This is a genomic window from uncultured Nevskia sp., from assembly GCF_903885465.1.
Lineage (GTDB): Bacteria > Pseudomonadota > Gammaproteobacteria > Nevskiales > Nevskiaceae > Nevskia.
The window spans coordinates 1-15,859 of record NZ_CAISIQ010000549.1 but is presented as its reverse complement, the minus strand read 5'-3'; the positions used below and the strand labels follow the sequence as shown (position 1 = coordinate 15,859).

The window sequence follows — 15,859 nt, the reverse complement described above, 5'->3', positions numbered from 1 at the left end:
GCAGGGCGTGGCACGGCTTGCAGAAATGGCAAAGCCGTCGCGGGCGACGGCAGCGGAACAGCGGGGGAGTTCAAGGGAAACGAGCAATCCATCAAGACACTGCAACGTCAAAAACCGGCTGCGGGCAAACGCCCGCAGCCGGCTCTAACAACGACCGAAAGCCTTACTTCACGCCGGCAACCACGGTGCCGCCGCGAACTTCGACATAGATCGGGTTCGAGTAGAACCACAGATCGGTGAAGGCTTCGACGTCGACATCCAGACGGCGACCAGCGCCCTGCACCGGCAGATGCGTCAGGCAGTTGACGTTGGCGGCAGCGGCCGTCGGATCAGCGCAGGCCACGGCATCCGGGAACACCGTGATGTTGTTGGCCAGCGTGTCGACCAGCGGGTTGCCGGCAGCATCGGTCTCGTTCGGCACGGCGGCCGGGATGTTGCTGCCGCGCAGGCGGATGTACTGCGACTTCTGAACGTTCGGCACGCGCTGCTTGATCACCTTGTAACCGCCCGGCAGTGCAGTCCAGTTGGCCGCGCTGTAGGTGGCACGGATGGCCGTCGACGGGTTGGTCGCGTTCGGGCTGTCCTGCGCGCCGCCCACGCCGCCCGGAGCAGCACCGGCGTACAGCGGGCTGTCCGGCGAGATGTAGCCAGTGACCAGACCGGCGATCAGATCAACGTGATCGAGCACCGGCTGGTTCAGCGGCTGGTTGATGCCGACCTGCAGCAGCGACGGGTTCGGGATCGTGTACGGCGACAGGTTGCTGCCTTCCGGATCGCGCAGCACGGCGACGATGGTGACTTCCTCGCCCTTGTTGATCACCAGCTTTTCGCCCTGCTGGGCGCAGCGCGCGGTTTCGAAGCCTTCGTTGCGAATGGCTGCGCGGGTGACTGCGGCAACGGCCGCCAGCTGATCTTCGGCGCTGACGCCGGTGCTGCGGCAGGCGACGAACGCCAGACGGTCGATCAGATCGCCGTTGACGTAGTACGAGTTACCAGAGCGCATGCCATCGACGATCGCCTGCGGGGTGAGCGCCTTGCCGCCGGTCTTGGCCAGCACGTGCGAGCGGTTGAACTCGCCCGGGTACTGATCGCTGGTCGAACGGAGGTCATCCGGGCCGAACGAGCCGCGGCTGTGGTAGTCCGAATTGTTGAAGATCCACCAGTTGCGACCTTCGCCGAGCAGGGCATCCCAGACGCCGCCGAGCTTGCCGGTGTAATAGCCAGCGCCGCCGTAGGTGCCGCCGCCGGTGGCGCCGGTGCCGTAGCTGCGGTTGTTGCTGGCCTGATGGCCCGGGCCGCCTTCAAAGCCGAAGGCCACGGTCGGGCCGGCGTTGTTGAAGTTGCGCAGATGCTCGATGTTGAAGCCGTTGCTGCCGTTCGGATTGAACACGCCGGCACGCTCGAGATGCGCCGGGATGTAGTAGCTGCTGGTCGGGTACTTGGCCTGCAGCCAGCGCACGCCTTCCACCGTCTTCAGATGGCCGAGGGTGCCGCTGTCCTGGGCGCCGGTCAGCTTGCGGCCGCGGGCATCGAGGAACTCGTTGCGGGCGCCGCCGGGCACCGTGCAATCCCACTGGTTGTCGGCGCCGCGGCTGAGATCGGTATCCGCGCGATCGAAGCAGTATTCCCACTGCGCGCCCGGATCGGCATTGCCGCGGCCGGTGGCCGGCAGCTGGCCGGTGATGACGGCGGTATCGGAGTGCTCATGACCGGCAACCACCGATTCGAGACCGATGAAGATCGGCTTCTGCTTGGCTTCGGCCATCGCTTCGAGCAGCGGATATTCGAATTCCTGCGTCGACTGCCAGCGGAACATGTAGCCCTCGGCGGCGCGGTCACCCTTGACCCGGCCAATGCCGATCGAATTCGCCCAGGTGGTGTCCGGACCCTGTCCCGGCACGAACGGATTGCTGGACGGCGTGAACACGGTTTCGTCGTCGGCCAGCGTGCAGTTGCGGGTGCCGCCGCCGCCGTGACCGGCGAGGATGAACCAGTCGAGGCCGTAGGTATCGACCGACTTGTTGACCAGCTTCTGGACCGAGATCTGGCCATCGGAGCAGGTCGTGTGATTGTGGAAATCGCCAACGACATAGCGACCCTGATCGCGCGTCTGGGCGCTGACCGACGTAGCGGCCACGGCGGCCGCAACGCCGAACGCGGCAGTCACGGCCACGCGAAAGACGTTCGGCTTGAACGAGTGTTGCATTGAGAATCTCCGATGAGGAATCTAGGTTTTTTTCGGGTTTTGGGCGCAGCACTTTCGCGATCAGGCGCCGGCCCCACTGGCCCCTCCCGCGAGATGCAGACGCTAGAGGCCGAAGTTGACGCTTCAGTGAAGCTTTGATGAAGCGTCGGGAGGTGTGCGAAATCAGTTTTTTGTCTTACGCATCACTCACTTGCAGCCGCACGAACTCTTCACATCTCGTTCACTCGGGGTCGGAAATGATCAGCCCGGCCTCGACCATTCCGGCTTTCGCGAAGTGCAGGTTCAGCGGGTATTCGCGGCCGAAGAACAACTGGGTGTTGATGCCGTGCAGACGCAGACGAGGGCCTTCGTCGCCGAGTTTCAGATCCCGGCCATTGACCAAGGCGATGCCGGGTTCGACGTCCCCGACAGCCGGAATCACTTCGATGCGCGCGGCCACCGGCGTCTCGGCAGCCAGCAGGCGATCGTCCGCCTGGATCTCGACGATCCGCAGCCGCAACGGTGCCGAGGCGGTGCCGGCCGGCGTCGGATCGGTCCAGGGATGCAGCACTTTCATCTTGCCGGTGGTGTAGTCGTGGGCCCCGGCCGCGAACGGCAGCAGCGTTGCGAAAGCCAGGCAGGCAGCAGCCAAACGTGAAGGCATCTTGGGTTCTCGAGGAAGGCTCAGGCGCGCGCGAAGCGCAGGGCGTAACCCCAGGAATCCAGCCGCTCCGGAATCGCGTTGAAGGCCAGCGTGATGCGCCGGCCGCCCTGATTGGCCGGCACCTCGTGCAGCAGATGGCTGGGGAACAGGATCAGATCGCCGGGCGCGGCTTCCGGGGCCATCCACTTGTCCGAGTTGAACGGACCGGGGCGGGTATTGCGATGGGCATTGGCGAACACATAGCCGTTGCCGCCCAGCGCCTTGACGAACACCGTGCTCGCCGAGGGATGGGTCGGCGTCAGGTACAGCACGCCGGACACGAAGCAGTTCGCGTGGTTGTGGATCGCCTGATGGCCGCCGGCTTCGAGCACGTTCAGCCACAACTCCTTGATCGACCAGGCCAGCTTCTCGCCGAACAGCAGTTCACCGAATTCGGCCAGCTTCGGGGTCAGCAGGCTGCGCAGCTGGATCAGCTCCGGCGAGGTCTGCTCGGTGAGGATTTCGGTGTGAGTCAGCCGGCTGTCCTGGGTGTTGCGCTTGACCGCCGTATCGGCGTGGCGCGCGATCAGCGCCTGCACCAGCGGGCCCGGCAGCAGACGCTCGAAGCGCATCAGGGGCGTGGCAAACAGGCCGCAGATCTGGCTCATCGAACGAGGCGGAAACGTCACGAGGACTCGGGATGCGCAGCCTGAGCCCGGCTGATGACAGTTCCATGGCAGGGGCTGCGCCGACTGCCGGTTGCCGGCCGCGCTCTTTAGAATCGTCCAGTCGCCTCAATCGACTGAAGTTCGCTGCACTTGCTGCAACTGAAGAAGGAGTTTCGTCCGATGACCGCTGCCGCCCATGCTTCCGTGCGCGCCACGATGAATTACAGCGCCGACAACGGTCGCCGCCTCGACACTTACTTCTACGAGCCGGACCCTTCGGTAGTACCGAACCTGCCCGGCACCGAAGCCCGCGACGTACTGATCCACGACGGCTGGCCGCGCGCTTCCGCGTTCTCCGTCGATCGCGAAGGCTTCGAGCTGCACGACTTCGCACCCGGCTTCACGAGCTTCGAGGACGATGCCGCGATCAAGTCGGCGTTCTATGCGCAGATCATCGCCTACGTGAAAGAGCATACCAGCGCACAGCGAGTCGAAGTGTTCGATCACACGATCCGCAAGCGCCTGCCGGCCGATCTCAGCGCCCAGACCACCGTGCAGCGGCCGGCGGTGCTGGTGGTGCACAGCGATTACACCGAGAAGAGCGGCCCGCAACGCCTGCGCGACCTGCTGCCGGCCGAGGCCGACGCGCTGCTGACCCGACGCGTCGCCTTCTACAACGTCTGGAAGCCGCTGCGTGCCCCTGTCGAGGAACTACCGCTGGCGATGTGCGATGCCAGCACGCAAGTGCCGGAAGATCTGCTGACGATGGATCTGAAATATCGCGAGCGCACCGGCGAGATCCACGTGATGCGCGCCAACCCGGCGCATCGCTGGACCTACTTTCCCGGCATGGACGCCAGCCAGGCGCTGCTGCTGAAAACCTACGACAGCGAAACCGACGGCCGCGCCCGCTTCATGTTCCACAGCGCTTTCGAGCATCCGCACACCGCGCCTGACGCCAAGCCGCGTGAAAGCATCGAAGTGCGGGTGATGGCGTTCTTCTAGATCACGTCATTCCCGCGGAGGCGGGAATCTAGTTTTGACGTTAGCGAACCGCTGGAAGCCGGACAACTGGATGCCCGCCTTCGCGGGCATGACAGGGACCTTGGCTCAAGGCGCCAGCTTGATCGCCGCAGCCGCCTTGCGCGCCTTGGCACGCGCCTGGTCGACCGTGGCGGCCAGCGCCAGAGTCACGCCCATGCGTCGGCGGCCGGAGATTTCCGGCTTGCCGAACAGGCGTAGCTGGGTATCCGGATCGGCCAGCGCTTCGGCCAGGCCGGTATAGCGCGGCGCAATCACTTCGCCCTCGAACAGTAGCGCGCAAGACGCCGCCGCACCGCGCTGGCGAATGCTCGGAATCGGCAGGCCGAGGATCGCCCGGGCGTGCAGCGAGAACTGCGGCAGGTCCTGCGAGATCAGGGTGACCAGGCCGGTGTCGTGCGGGCGTGGCGACACTTCGCTGAAGATCACGTCATCGCCCTTGACGAACAACTCGACGCCGAACAGACCGCGGCCGCCGAGGTTGGCGGTGACTGCCTCGGCGATCGCTTCGGCCTTCTTCAGCGCAGCGGGCGACATCGGGTGCGGCTGCCAGGATTCGCGGTAATCGCCGTCGATCTGCAAATGGCCGATCGGCGCGCAGAAGCGGGTCTGGATCGCGCCATCGGCCCCGAGGCTGCGCACGGTCAGCAAGGTGATTTCGTAATCGAACGGGATGAAGCCTTCGATGATCACCCGGCCGGCTCCGGCGCGACCGCCGGCCTGCGCGTAATCCCAGGCCTTCTTCACATCGGCCTGGCTTTTGATCGTGCTCTGGCCCTTGCCGGACGAGGACATGATCGGCTTGACCACGCAGGGAATGCCGATCGCGGCGACGGCCGCCGCGTAATCGTCCCAGTTGTCGGCGAAGCGATACGGCGAGGTCGGCAGGCGCAGCGCTTCGGCGGCGAGGCGGCGGATGCCTTCGCGGTCCATGGTCAGGCGCGCGGCGCGGGCGGTGGGGATCACCGTGGCAACACCTTCGGCTTCCAGCTCCTGCAGGGTCACCGTGTGGATCGCTTCGATCTCGGGAACGATGTAATGCGGTTTTTCCAGCGCGATGACCCGGCGCAGCTCGGCGCCGTCGAGCATCTTGATCACGTGGCTGCGATGGGCGACCTGCATCGCCGGCGCGTTCGCATAGCGATCGACGGCGATGGTTTCGACGCCGAGCCGCTGCAGCTCGATGACTACTTCCTTGCCGAGTTCGCCAGCGCCCAGCAGCATGACGCGGGTGGCATTGGGAGCGAGCGGGGTGCCGAGGACGGTAGCGGTTGTCGTGTGCATATTCGGGGAAACGTATTCGTGCATCGGGGCCGAGAAGGGGGAGAATACTGTCACAGGCGCTCGTCACACTGCGCCGCCAGTCAGCCCTAACTAGAACCAAGCTGCCATGATTCGTCGTACCAAGATTCTCGCCACGCTCGGCCCGGCCACCGATGACCCCGCCGTGCTGAAGCGGCTGCTGATCGCCGGTGTCGATGTGGTCCGCCTCAACTACTCGCATGGCAAGGCCAGCGATCACGCCCGCCGCGCCGCTGCCGTCCGCGCCGCCGCTCACGAGATGGGCTACGACATCGGCATCCTCGCCGACCTGCAGGGCCCGAAGATCCGCATCGAAAGCTTCGCCAACGGACCGGTGGAACTGATCGAGGGTGCGGCCTTCGTGCTCGATACCTCGATCGGCGCCGATGCCGGCGATGTCAACGCAGTCGGCTGCGCCTACGCCGATCTGCCACGCGACACCGTGGCAGGCGACATCCTGCTGCTCAACGATGGCGCGATCACCTTGCGGGTGACGGCGGTCGAAGGCACTCGCATCGATACCGTCGTCGTGCTCGGCGGCATCCTGTCGAACCGCAAGGGCATCAACAAGCAGGGCGGTGGTCTGTCCGCCGCGGCACTGACCGACAAGGACCGCGAAGACCTGATCCACGCGATCTCGATCGGTGCGGATTTCATCGCCGTGTCGTTCCCGCGCTCGGCGGCGGACATGGACGAGGCGCGCGCGCTGATGAACGCAGCCGGCGGTTCGGCGTTCCTGGTCGCCAAGATCGAGCGCGCTGAAGCGCTGCCGAATCTCGAGGAGATCATCGCAGCCAGCGATGTGGTGATGGTCGCCCGCGGCGATCTCGGCGTGGAGATCGGCGATGCCGAACTGCCGGGCTGGCAGAAGAAGATCATCGCCGCGTCGCGCGAAGCGAACCGCATGGTGATCACCGCCACGCAGATGATGGAATCGATGATCGTCAATCCGATTCCCACCCGCGCCGAAGTGCTCGATGTCGCCAATGCGGTGATGGACGGCACCGATGCGGTGATGCTCTCGGCCGAGACCGCAACTGGCCGTTGGCCGGTCAAGACCATCGAAGCGATGGCCCGCGTCTGCCTGGGTGCGGAGCGGGCAATGCCGTCGCGCGAGCGTTCGCAGCGGACCATGGACGCGCATTTCGGCCGGGTCGACGAAGCAGTGGCGATGGCCACCACCTGGACTGCGCAGCATATGCAGGCGAAGGCGATCGTGTCCCTGACCGAATCCGGCTCGACGGCGATGATGGTGTCGCGCACCGATACGACGATCCCGGTCTACGCGCTGACCCGCCACGAAACCACGCGCCGCAAAATGTCGATGTGCCGCGGCGTTTACCCGGTGGCCTTCGATCCATCGACCGCCGATGCGATGCAGGCCGAGCGGGAAGCGATCGACTGCCTGAAGTACCGCAAGGTCATCGGCACCGGTGACCGCGTGCTGCTGACCCGCGGCGATCTCACCGGCGAGCTCGGCGGCACCAACACGATGAAGATCGTCAGCATCGCCTGAAGCCGTCCAAGTGGATTGAGGGCGCCCCTGAGCGCCCGATTCAGGGCGCCGCGGCGCAGGCGGCGAACACCTGGTACGGCGTGTCGCCGGCCCTGACTCGGGCCTCGAACAGCGCCGGCGGGCAGTAGGTGGCGATCGGCGTGTAGTCGCCGATCACATCCTGCGGTGACGTGCCGCGCGGCACGGCGCCGATGGCGCCGACGAAATCGGGGTCCGGCAGCAGCTGGCGATAGATCAGGAAGCCGAGCACCACGGGACCGAACGGCAGGGCCGCATAGCCGCTGTTCTTCGGCAGGCGCTCGGCCGCGCCGTCGGCCACCACGATGTGGTAATTGCCTCGGGCATCGACCGGAATCTCGCGATCGGCCCGGCAGGCGATCACCGTGGTCAGCACCTTGGCGTTCTGGCAGAACGACCAGTAGCGCACGTCGGGCAGCAGCGGTACGCGGCCGTCACGGTCGCGGAATGTCGGTGCCCGGCCGCGGATCAGGATCAGCTCGCCGACGTTGCGCACGGTCGCCGACATGTAGGCGGCGTTCTGATTCAGGCCGAACTCGCTGTCGCCGTTCTGCGCGCCGTAGAACACTTCGAAGGGCACGCGGCGCGAGCCGAGCAGGCTGACCACGCCGCTCACCGGCGGCGTCAGGGACGGTTCTTCGAGCGGCGGCAGACTGATCGGCGGCCGGCACAGGCCAACGCCGATCGGCCGGTCGCCGTTCGGCGTTTCCAGCACCAGTTTCGGTAGCGGCACCCGCTGGTCTTCCAGATAGGTGCGCATCGTCAGCTGGTACCGGCGCGAGGTGCCGATGCTGTCATCGGTGTACAGGGTGTTGCGTTGCCGGGTCTTCGGCACCGCGCCGTACTTCACGTAGGCGGTGTAACGGCCACCGGGTTCGACATCGGGATTGCCCGTGGTCGGACCAAGCAGGGTCGACTGGCTGCCGCGGTCGGCAACGATCAGGTAATCGCTCAGATCATCGATCGGCGCATAGCTCGAATCGTAGATCTGGAACGAGAAATAGCGCGTCGCCGGATATTGACCCTCGATGCGGATGCGCGAGCCGGCCGGCGGCCGCACCGGCAGATCGGCCTGGTAATAGCGGGCGTTGGTTTCCGGATAGGCGAGCTTGATCGGCGCTTCGTGCCAGTCACAGCCGGTCAGGCCGGCGGTCAGGACTTGGGCTTGGGCGGGTACCAGCAGCGACGCAGCCAGCAGGCTGAGCAGCGTCGTCGCCGCCTGCCAAAGGCCAGAAGGGTGGGCTGCCGATCGGATCGGGCGGTGCTGGTCATCGCGGAGCGAGGTCACGGTCATGGCGGATCCTTTCCGTGGGAGTCGTTATGAGGACGCTGGCCGAACACGAACCAACCCTTTGAAAAATAAACACTATCGGCATGCTGCGACGCCGTCCAAGATCTTTTCGACGCCAGCACATGCCGGTTTGAACGGCCCGATCCGGAGGCTGACGGCGGAGCGTAAAGTATCAATTGGCCACCTTTAGACGAGACCGTCATGTACGCGAACGAGTTCACCGTGATCGGTCATCGGGGTGCCCGCGGGCACGCACCGGAGAACACCTTGCTGGCGATCGACACCGCGATCCGCCTGGGCGCGCCCTGGGTCGAGTTCGACGTGCAGCTGCACGATTCCGGCGAGCTGCTGGTGTTCCATGACCTGACGCTGGATCGCACCACCAACGGCCAGGGCTTTCTGGCCAGCCAGTCGCTCGGCATGTTGCGGGCGCTGGATGCCGGCCAGGGCCAGCAGATTCCGACGCTCACCGAGGTGCTCGATCTGGTCGAGCAGCAGGTCGGCGTCAACATCGAACTGAAGAGCGCCGGCGGCACCGGCGAAGCGGTGGCCAGCGTGATCCGCAGCTATCTCGAAGCGGGCTGGCCTCCGGAAAAGTTCCTGGTCTCCTCGTTCCACCTGCCTGAGCTCTGGGAGTTCAAGCAGTACGCACCGGAAATCCCGATCGGTGCCTTGATCTGCGGCGTGCCGCTGGACTGGGCCGGCTGCGCGGTGGAACTGGGCGCGGCGACCCTGAACCTGTCATCCGAGTTCGTCGATCCGCGCCTGATCGAGGATGCCCACAAGCATGGCATCAAGGTATTCGTCTACACGGTCAACGATCCGGCCGAGATGCGCATGCTGCGCGGGATGGGCGTCGACGGCGTGTTCAGCGATTACCCGGACCGGGCGCTGGCGATAACGGCGGGCTGAAGCCTCGCCCGCAACTCAGGCGTCGTCGTCGACCGGCTGAGCAGCCTGACGGCTGCGCTCGAACTGCTCCAGCACATGGCTGAGGCGATCGCCGAGATGCTGGCTGGCGGCCCGCTGCATCGCTCGCGAGACTTCGGCGTGCACGGCCATTTCCACCAGCGGCCGCAGGCGCCAGATCAGATCGCCGATCTCGGCGGATTCCTCGGGCGGCGGCAGGCCGTCGCCGTACTTGTCGAGCAGATGCCGGTCGATCAGCTGCACCATCGCTTCGGCGGCGCGTTCGACATTGGCCCGCAGCAGGCCGACGACGTTGAGCATGTCGGCCAGCGGAATGCCGATTCGCACCAGCTCGGACGCGGCGTGGATCATCTTCGGGCTGGGGGCGACGAATTTGCCGCCCTGCTGTTGCAGGATTTCCAGATCGACGACGCTGGCCAGCAGCCGCGGATCGAAATTGCCGTCGAACAGCTTGACCAGATCCTGCAAGGTGAACGTGACCGGCTGCTCGTCGCTCCAGGGGCTGGCGACGGCCGATTCGATGCCGATCACCTGCGCCAGGTTCTGGCCCTGGTCGAGCGCTTCGATCAGCTCGCCGATCGACGACAGCGTGTAACCGCGGGCCAGCAGCTGGCCGACGATGCGCAGGCGCGACAGATGATCGGCGTTGTAGACGCCGGCCCGGCCGCGCCGCTCGGGCGGCGGAATGATGCCGCGATCCTGATAGGCGCGGACGTTGCGCACCGTGGTGTTGGCCTGCCGCGCCAGCTGGTCGATCGTGTATTCGGGCCCCACCGGCGGCACGGGCACGGCAGTTGCCCTCCCCAGTTCGGGTAAGGAAAGCGACGACAAGCGGCCGAGAATGCCTTTCATGGTCGCCATCATACCGATCGACACAGGCCGCTTGACAGCCTCCTTGCTGGCATTGTTACTATTGCACTGTGACATCAATCAATGTCACAGTTTCAGTCGAGTACCGCTGACCCGAACACACCGAGGAGCCGCACCATGATGCCCGTCCGCCGCGATCTGCAGTTCAAGCTGGCCGATGTCGATCTGAAGACCTGGAATGCCAATGGTCCGCTGGTCAGCGCCTACATGAATACGCTGTCGCTGTTCTTCCCGGACGGCGAGCGCTTCTTCATCCATTCCCTGCGTCATTACCGCGACCAGATCACCGATCCGGAGCTGAAAGCCCAAGTCACCGGCTTCATCGGCCAGGAAGCGATGCACGGCCGCGAGCACGAGGAATACAACGAACGCCTCGCCGAGCAGGGCATGCCGGCCGAAGAGCTGGTGCAGAGCATCTTCAAGATCATCGAAGCGGCCAAACGCCTGCCGGAGCCGGCGCAGCTGTCGATCACCATCGCGCTGGAGCACTTCACCGCGATCTACGGCGATCTGCTGCTGCGCAAGCCGGAACTGATCGAGGGCAGCAACCCGACGATGACGGCGATGTGGCAGTGGCATGCGCTCGAGGAAACCGAGCACAAGGCCGTGGCTTTCGATGTCTACTCGAAGATGATGGGCAAGACCCTGTCCGCCTACCTGCTGCGCACCTCCACGCTGGTGGTGATCACCAGCGTCTTCCTGTCGCTGATCGCCGCGGCGATGGCGCGCATGCTGATCGCCGACAAGACAACGAAGAAAGGGCCGCGCGAATGGGCCAAGTTCACCTGGTTCATGCTCGGCCCATCCGGCGGCCTGCGCGGCATCGCGCTGCCCTGGCTGGACTACTTCAAGCCGGGCTTCCATCCCTGGGATCACGACAACCGCCACTTCCTGAACCAGATCGAGGCGATCAACGAGCAGTACGGCGTGCCGGCGAAGAAGTCGCCTAAGTTAGCCGCGGCTGCCTGATCCGGACTCGTTGAAACCGGGCCGGACGAGTTCACCTCGTCCGGCCTTTTTCGTGCGCGGCGACGCGGCGTCAGGCTGGTGCGGCAGCGAAATCGGCGCTCATTTCCTTGTACGCCTCGACCAGCGTCCAGGCTCCGTAGGTCGGCAGCGCGAATGTCGCCAGGATCGCCAGCACCGGGCTGAGCCAGCCGAGCAGGACCAGCGCGGGAATGATGCCCAGCAACACGCCGAACAGGTATTGCGCGAACACCATCAGCACCATGCGCCGCCGGCTGATCGCGTAGGACGGAAACTGGCTGGACTTGATGCCGATGATGACGTTGGTGATTCCCAACTGCTTGAAGACATAGATGCAGGCATGGTCGCCGGGGTGGACGAACTGCGACACGAACGCCTGACAGAGCCGTATTTTCCGAAAGAAAGTCGTGCCGATGCGGAAGCTGATCAGTTCCACGGCCACCGGAACCGTGAAGCCGGGGTTGTAGTGGCCCGTCATGGGGTCGCGGCTGCCGGCCGATACCGTGCCGCCACCGTCAACCGCACCGACAGAGATTTCACCGCAGTATTTGGTCATCGTTCACATCCGGTTGCGTGGAAAAGCGAGTAAGAGCACGGCATGGGTCGCGATCGGCGTATCGGGGGCCGAACGTCGGGTTCAGGATTTCTTGCAGGCGCGGCCTAGCAGCAGGCCGCCGTCGATGCAGCCGCTGTCGTCGATGTGCATCGCCTGGGTCTGGCCGGCGAAGGTGATGTAGACCTTGCCGTCCTCGACCTTGAAGCTGCCCACCTGGATGTTGCCGAGCAGATCGATCTCGACCTGATTGCCCTTGAACGTGTACAGCGTGTCCCAGCGGCCGTTGATCTCGTTGACGCTGCCGTACTCACCGGACAGACCGCCGCTGCCGCAAGCGGCGAGCGTGGCGATCAGCAGCAGATGCAAAGCGGTTTTCTTCATGGCGATGTCTCCTGGTGGACGAAGGTTCGGGCGGTTTCAGCGCAGGACCACGGCGCCGAGCTGCGCCGGATTGCCGTACTGGCGGCTGATCACGCGGTAATCGAGGACCCGGCCTTCGATCAGCAGGCCGCTGGCACGGCGCGTGGCGCGGCCGATGGCGATGCGCATGTCGACGTCGACGGCGCGCATGCCGGCCCTGCGCAGCGCTTCGCGGGCAGCGTCCGGCGTCAGCGGCCAGAGATAGGCATCGGCGCTGTTGCCGAGCTGCAGCGCGAATTTCTCGCCGTAAGCCTCGAAGCTGTAGCTGACGCCTGGCTCGAAGGCCGGCAGGTAGTAGCCACCGCGGCCGGCGTCGTACTCACTCAGGTTGCAATCGGTCTTCAGCTTCAGGAAGCCGGCGTCGGCGGTCGATGCGGCGATCGCCTCCAGCCGCTCCAGCTCGGCCTTCAATGCTGCGGCGCGCGAGAACTCGTCAGCCGTCCGCACCGTCGGCGCTTGCGCCGCCCAGGCATCCAGCGGCGGCGTCTGGCCGGCGAGCCGGTAGGCGAGCAGCAGCAATTGCAGGTTGTCCGGATAGTCCAGCGTCCCGGTACCGACGGCGCCCGGCGCTGATGACGGCGACGGATCGGACGATGAAGCGGCAGACGCCGTTGGCGCGGGCACCGGCGAGGCGGCCGGGGCGGCGCCATACACGGCCGCTGGCGGTGCCGCCGGACTGGCCGATTTTCCGCAGCCGGCGAGCAGGGCCAGCGTCGTCAGCGCAGCAAGCGCGGCCGGGCCGGGAAGCGTTGGCAACATCACGCCGCTCACAGCTTCGGCGCCGCAGCGCCCTGCTGGGCCGCCTTCAGTTCGTTCTGCTGGCGCTGCTGCTCCAGCGCCAGGATTTCGTCCTGCATCGCCGTGCCGTAGGCGTAAAGCTTGGCCTGGTCGGCCATGCCGACGCTCAGTTCGTTGACCAGCAGCGGATTGTCCGGCGCCAGATTGATCATCGCGGCGACGGTCATGCCGCAGGCTTCGCTCCAGCCCTGATGAACGTCGCCGCGGGCATTGATCGTCGGGCAACGCGTGGCGAGCGGATTCTGGGCCGAGATCGGCTGGCCGCTGGGATCGCTGAGCCACCAGATCTGCACCCAGGGACGGTTGCCGCCATCGTTCTTCTGGGTGCGCTGTGGCGTGCCGTACTTGGCGATCAGCGCCTGCTGCACCGCCTCGGCAGCGGGCTGTTCGCCGGGCCGGTAGTACTGCGTGCGCCAGATGCCGACTGCAGTCTCGCGCCCCGGCACGCCGGGGGTTGCCACGGTCACCGTTTCGTCGACGTGCTTCCAGACCCGGTTGCCGAGGCCGCAGGCCTGCATGTCGGCCATGCTCTTGTACTTGCACTCGGCGGTTTCGCCGGACTGCACGGTGAACTGCTGCGGGCCGAGCTTCATCGCGCCGGTGTTCAGCTCGGAGAAGAAGCGATCCTCGTTGACCACCACCGCGTTCTTCTGCGCGCAGCGCGTCAGGTTCAGCGCTTCGTCGCGGGTCAGGCCGAGCTTCAGGCCGGCGATGTCAGGACCGTCGACCTTGCTCTTGATCCTCGCCGGACAGTCGACCTCGGGCAGGCCATCGCCCGCCCGTTCGGCACTGGCAGGTGCCGCCGCGGCGCCGGGCTGACTGCCGGGGCTGCCGCTCTTGCCGCAGGCGGCGAGCAGCAGGGCGATGGCAAGTGCGACAGCGGTGCGGCCACGCTGCGGACGGGGGCTCGGACAGGAACGGCGGCTGGGCATCATGGCGGGCGGCCTCTGCGGTGGGGTGACGGGGCTGCAGTGGGCATCCGCCGCCAGCTGCCTGTCATAACCGCGCGCTAACGGAACCCTAACGGCTGGAATTTCCCTGCACAGTCAATGCTCTAAATCCATCGCTAGGCGCCGGCTCGTAGCGCCGGGCGACGCCCTGTTGACCGATCGCCGCGAGGCACGCGATAAACACGACGTCGCCCGAGCGCGGACTGAATACCGACCCCATGGAAGCCAATGCGCCGCGCCGCGACACGCCGCTGTACCGCTACCGTTTCGGCGCGGTGGAATTCGACGAAGCGCGGCAGACGCTGAGCGTCGACGGCACCTTGGTCGAGCTCGAACAACGGCCGCTGCAGCTGCTCGCCGAACTGCTGCGCCATCCGGATGAAGTCGTCACCCGCGAGGAGCTTCTGGACTCGGTATGGGCCGGCCGGCCGACCGTCGATAACGTGCTGGCCAATGCCGTCACCAAGCTGCGCAAGGCACTCGGCGAAGTGGAAGGCTCGCGGCTCATCACCTTGCCGCGGATCGGCTATCGGCTGGTCGGGCCGGTGGAACGTTCGACGGTCGGGCGTCTGCTCAAGAGCGAGCTGGCGCTGGCGCCGGGCGCGCCAGTGCCGGGACGCGACAGCTTCCGGCTGGAAGCGCTGCTCGGCAGCAATGCCGGCGCCGAAGTCTGGCGCGCGCGCCATCCGAAGACTGGCGAATCGCGCATCTACAAGTTCAGCCGGGATGGCGAGCGGCTGGCGGCGCTGAAGCGCGAAGCAACCTTGGCCCGGCTGCTCCGCGAAACGCTGGGCGCCCGCGACGATCTGATCCGCCTGCTCGACTGGAACTTCGAGTCAGCCCCGTTCTTTCTCGAATGCGAGGACGGCGGCAGCGATCTCGCCGCCTGGGCCGCGCAGGGTCATCTCGCCGCGCTCGGCAGCGAGGCGCGAATCGCCTTGTTCCTGGCCATCGCGGAGGCCGTTGCCGCTGCCCATTCGGTCGGCGTGCTGCACAAGGACCTGAAGCCGGCCAATGTGCTGATCGCACGGCATCCGTCGGCGACCGGCGAGCCCGTCTGGCAGCCGAAACTCGGCGATTTCGGCAGTGGCGGGCTGCTGGAGCCGGAGCGCCTCGAAGCGCTCGGCATCACCCGGCTCGGCTTCACGGTGGCCGACGCCGCGACCGACGCCAGCGGCACGCCGCTGTATCTGGCACCGGAGCTGATCGCCGGCCGGAGTCCGACCGTGCAGAGCGATGTCTACGCCCTCGGCCTGATCCTGTACCAGCTGCTGGTCGGCGATCTGAAGCGGCCGATGGCGACCGGCTGGGAGCAGGACATCGCCGATCCGCTGGCCCGCGCCGATATCGCGGCGGCAACTGCCGGCCAGCCGCAGCAGCGGCTGGAAACGGTCGCCGCCCTGATCCAGCGGCTGCGCGAGCGCGATCGTCGCCGCGAGACCGCAGACCGGCTGCACGATGCCGAGACTCGCGCAGCACTCGCCGAACGCCGGCTCGAACGCAGCCGGACACGGCGGCCGTGGATGCTCGCCGCCGCCGCCGTGCTGGTGATCGGGCTGGCGGTCAGCCTGTGGCAGGCCCGCCGGGCCAGCCTGGCCCGCGACGAGGCGCATCAGCAGGCCGCGCTCGCCGAAGCTTCGAACCGCTTCCTGACCGATGACCTGCTCGGTGCCGCCGGTGCCGG

At 66.2% G+C, this 15,859-nt stretch carries 15 protein-coding genes; 5 read left to right on the top strand and 10 right to left on the bottom strand.

From position 1 onward, the window contains the following. Window positions 1–163: 163 nt before the first annotated feature. The 3 genes from QZY06_RS21290 to QZY06_RS21280 all read right to left on the bottom strand — a co-directional run bounded on the left by QZY06_RS21290 (window position 164) and on the right by QZY06_RS21280 (window position 3,496). A complete protein-coding gene (locus tag QZY06_RS21290) occupies window positions 164–2,206 on the bottom strand; it encodes a hypothetical protein (protein WP_295688063.1) in 2,043 nt (680 codons plus the stop codon). Between the two features lie 220 nt (window positions 2,207–2,426). After that, on the bottom strand, window positions 2,427–2,849 hold the full coding sequence (locus QZY06_RS21285) for a copper chaperone PCu(A)C (protein WP_295688058.1): 423 nt from the start codon (window positions 2,847–2,849) through the stop codon (window positions 2,427–2,429). Between the two features lie 20 nt (window positions 2,850–2,869). Next, the gene (locus tag QZY06_RS21280; RefSeq protein ID WP_295688055.1) at window positions 2,870–3,496 is read right to left on the bottom strand and encodes a putative 2OG-Fe(II) oxygenase; all 627 of its coding nucleotides are present in this window, start codon (window positions 3,494–3,496) and stop codon (window positions 2,870–2,872) included. A gap of 180 nt (window positions 3,497–3,676) precedes the next feature. Between QZY06_RS21280 and QZY06_RS21275 the strand changes: the two genes are divergently transcribed. Then, a complete protein-coding gene (locus QZY06_RS21275; protein ID WP_295688053.1) occupies window positions 3,677–4,501 on the top strand; it encodes a CmcJ/NvfI family oxidoreductase in 825 nt (274 codons plus the stop codon). Window positions 4,502–4,606: 105 nt separating this feature from the next. Here the strand turns inward: QZY06_RS21275 and purT are convergent, their stop codons facing one another. Continuing rightward, window positions 4,607–5,821 (bottom strand): formate-dependent phosphoribosylglycinamide formyltransferase, encoded by a 1,215-nt coding sequence (purT, locus tag QZY06_RS21270; protein WP_295688051.1) that lies wholly within the window; start codon window positions 5,819–5,821, stop codon window positions 4,607–4,609. Window positions 5,822–5,930: 109 nt separating this feature from the next. On the opposite strand from purT, the gene pyk reads away from it, so the two are divergent. Continuing rightward, window positions 5,931–7,355, top strand: coding sequence for a pyruvate kinase (pyk, locus tag QZY06_RS21265; RefSeq protein ID WP_367275707.1), 1,425 nt, complete (start codon window positions 5,931–5,933; stop codon window positions 7,353–7,355). 40 nt (window positions 7,356–7,395) lie between these two features. Here the strand turns inward: pyk and QZY06_RS21260 are convergent, their stop codons facing one another. Then, window positions 7,396–8,667 carry a hypothetical protein gene (locus QZY06_RS21260; protein ID WP_295688047.1) on the bottom strand — a complete coding sequence of 424 codons (1,272 nt, stop codon included), beginning with the start codon at window positions 8,665–8,667 and terminating at the stop codon, window positions 7,396–7,398. Window positions 8,668–8,865: 198 nt separating this feature from the next. Between QZY06_RS21260 and QZY06_RS21255 the strand changes: the two genes are divergently transcribed. Further along, complete coding sequence (locus QZY06_RS21255; protein WP_295688045.1) at window positions 8,866–9,576, top strand: glycerophosphodiester phosphodiesterase family protein; 711 nt, start codon at window positions 8,866–8,868, stop codon at window positions 9,574–9,576. Between the two features lie 15 nt (window positions 9,577–9,591). On the opposite strand, the gene QZY06_RS21250 is transcribed toward QZY06_RS21255, so the two are convergent. Then, window positions 9,592–10,455, bottom strand: coding sequence for a MerR family transcriptional regulator (locus QZY06_RS21250; RefSeq protein ID WP_295688043.1), 864 nt, complete (start codon window positions 10,453–10,455; stop codon window positions 9,592–9,594). 126 nt (window positions 10,456–10,581) lie between these two features. Here QZY06_RS21250 and QZY06_RS21245 point away from each other — a divergent pair, with 126 nt between their 5' ends. Continuing rightward, window positions 10,582–11,433 carry a metal-dependent hydrolase gene (locus QZY06_RS21245; RefSeq protein ID WP_295688039.1) on the top strand — a complete coding sequence of 284 codons (852 nt, stop codon included), beginning with the start codon at window positions 10,582–10,584 and terminating at the stop codon, window positions 11,431–11,433. A 70-nt stretch (window positions 11,434–11,503) separates the two neighbouring features. Here the strand turns inward: QZY06_RS21245 and QZY06_RS21240 are convergent, their stop codons facing one another. The 4 genes from QZY06_RS21240 to QZY06_RS21225 all read right to left on the bottom strand — a co-directional run bounded on the left by QZY06_RS21240 (window position 11,504) and on the right by QZY06_RS21225 (window position 14,160). Further along, window positions 11,504–12,007 (bottom strand): hypothetical protein, encoded by a 504-nt coding sequence (locus QZY06_RS21240; protein WP_295688036.1) that lies wholly within the window; start codon window positions 12,005–12,007, stop codon window positions 11,504–11,506. Between the two features lie 81 nt (window positions 12,008–12,088). Further along, window positions 12,089–12,388 carry a hypothetical protein gene (locus QZY06_RS21235; protein ID WP_295688033.1) on the bottom strand — a complete coding sequence of 100 codons (300 nt, stop codon included), beginning with the start codon at window positions 12,386–12,388 and terminating at the stop codon, window positions 12,089–12,091. Between the two features lie 36 nt (window positions 12,389–12,424). Continuing rightward, window positions 12,425–13,186, bottom strand: a complete 762-nt coding sequence (locus QZY06_RS21230) for a hypothetical protein (protein ID WP_295688031.1) — start codon at window positions 13,184–13,186, stop codon at window positions 12,425–12,427. 8 nt (window positions 13,187–13,194) lie between these two features. Next, on the bottom strand, window positions 13,195–14,160 hold the full coding sequence (locus tag QZY06_RS21225) for a hypothetical protein (RefSeq protein ID WP_295688028.1): 966 nt from the start codon (window positions 14,158–14,160) through the stop codon (window positions 13,195–13,197). A gap of 233 nt (window positions 14,161–14,393) precedes the next feature. Between QZY06_RS21225 and QZY06_RS21220 the strand changes: the two genes are divergently transcribed. Then, on the top strand, window positions 14,394–15,859 hold a 1,466-nt coding region (locus tag QZY06_RS21220), incomplete at its 3' end, for a winged helix-turn-helix domain-containing protein (RefSeq protein ID WP_295688026.1).

What these genes read in the sequence shown, in the direction of transcription:
- QZY06_RS21280 (WP_295688055.1), bottom strand. Translation starts at nt 3,496, where the DNA reads ATGAGCCAGATCTGCGGCCTGTTTGCCACGCCCCTGATGCGCTTCGAG.
- QZY06_RS21290 (WP_295688063.1), bottom strand. Translation starts at nt 2,206, where the DNA reads ATGCAACACTCGTTCAAGCCGAACGTCTTTCGCGTGGCCGTGACTGCC.
- QZY06_RS21245 (WP_295688039.1), top strand. Translation starts at nt 10,582, where the DNA reads ATGATGCCCGTCCGCCGCGATCTGCAGTTCAAGCTGGCCGATGTCGAT.
- QZY06_RS21235 (WP_295688033.1), bottom strand. Translation starts at nt 12,388, where the DNA reads ATGAAGAAAACCGCTTTGCATCTGCTGCTGATCGCCACGCTCGCCGCT.
- purT (WP_295688051.1), bottom strand. Translation starts at nt 5,821, where the DNA reads ATGCACACGACAACCGCTACCGTCCTCGGCACCCCGCTCGCTCCCAAT.
- QZY06_RS21260 (WP_295688047.1), bottom strand. Translation starts at nt 8,667, where the DNA reads ATGACCGTGACCTCGCTCCGCGATGACCAGCACCGCCCGATCCGATCG.
- QZY06_RS21275 (WP_295688053.1), top strand. Translation starts at nt 3,677, where the DNA reads ATGACCGCTGCCGCCCATGCTTCCGTGCGCGCCACGATGAATTACAGC.
- QZY06_RS21240 (WP_295688036.1), bottom strand. Translation starts at nt 12,007, where the DNA reads ATGACCAAATACTGCGGTGAAATCTCTGTCGGTGCGGTTGACGGTGGC.
- QZY06_RS21255 (WP_295688045.1), top strand. Translation starts at nt 8,866, where the DNA reads ATGTACGCGAACGAGTTCACCGTGATCGGTCATCGGGGTGCCCGCGGG.
- QZY06_RS21225 (WP_295688028.1), bottom strand. Translation starts at nt 14,160, where the DNA reads ATGATGCCCAGCCGCCGTTCCTGTCCGAGCCCCCGTCCGCAGCGTGGC.
- QZY06_RS21250 (WP_295688043.1), bottom strand. Translation starts at nt 10,455, where the DNA reads ATGGCGACCATGAAAGGCATTCTCGGCCGCTTGTCGTCGCTTTCCTTA.
- QZY06_RS21285 (WP_295688058.1), bottom strand. Translation starts at nt 2,849, where the DNA reads ATGCCTTCACGTTTGGCTGCTGCCTGCCTGGCTTTCGCAACGCTGCTG.
- QZY06_RS21230 (WP_295688031.1), bottom strand. Translation starts at nt 13,186, where the DNA reads ATGTTGCCAACGCTTCCCGGCCCGGCCGCGCTTGCTGCGCTGACGACG.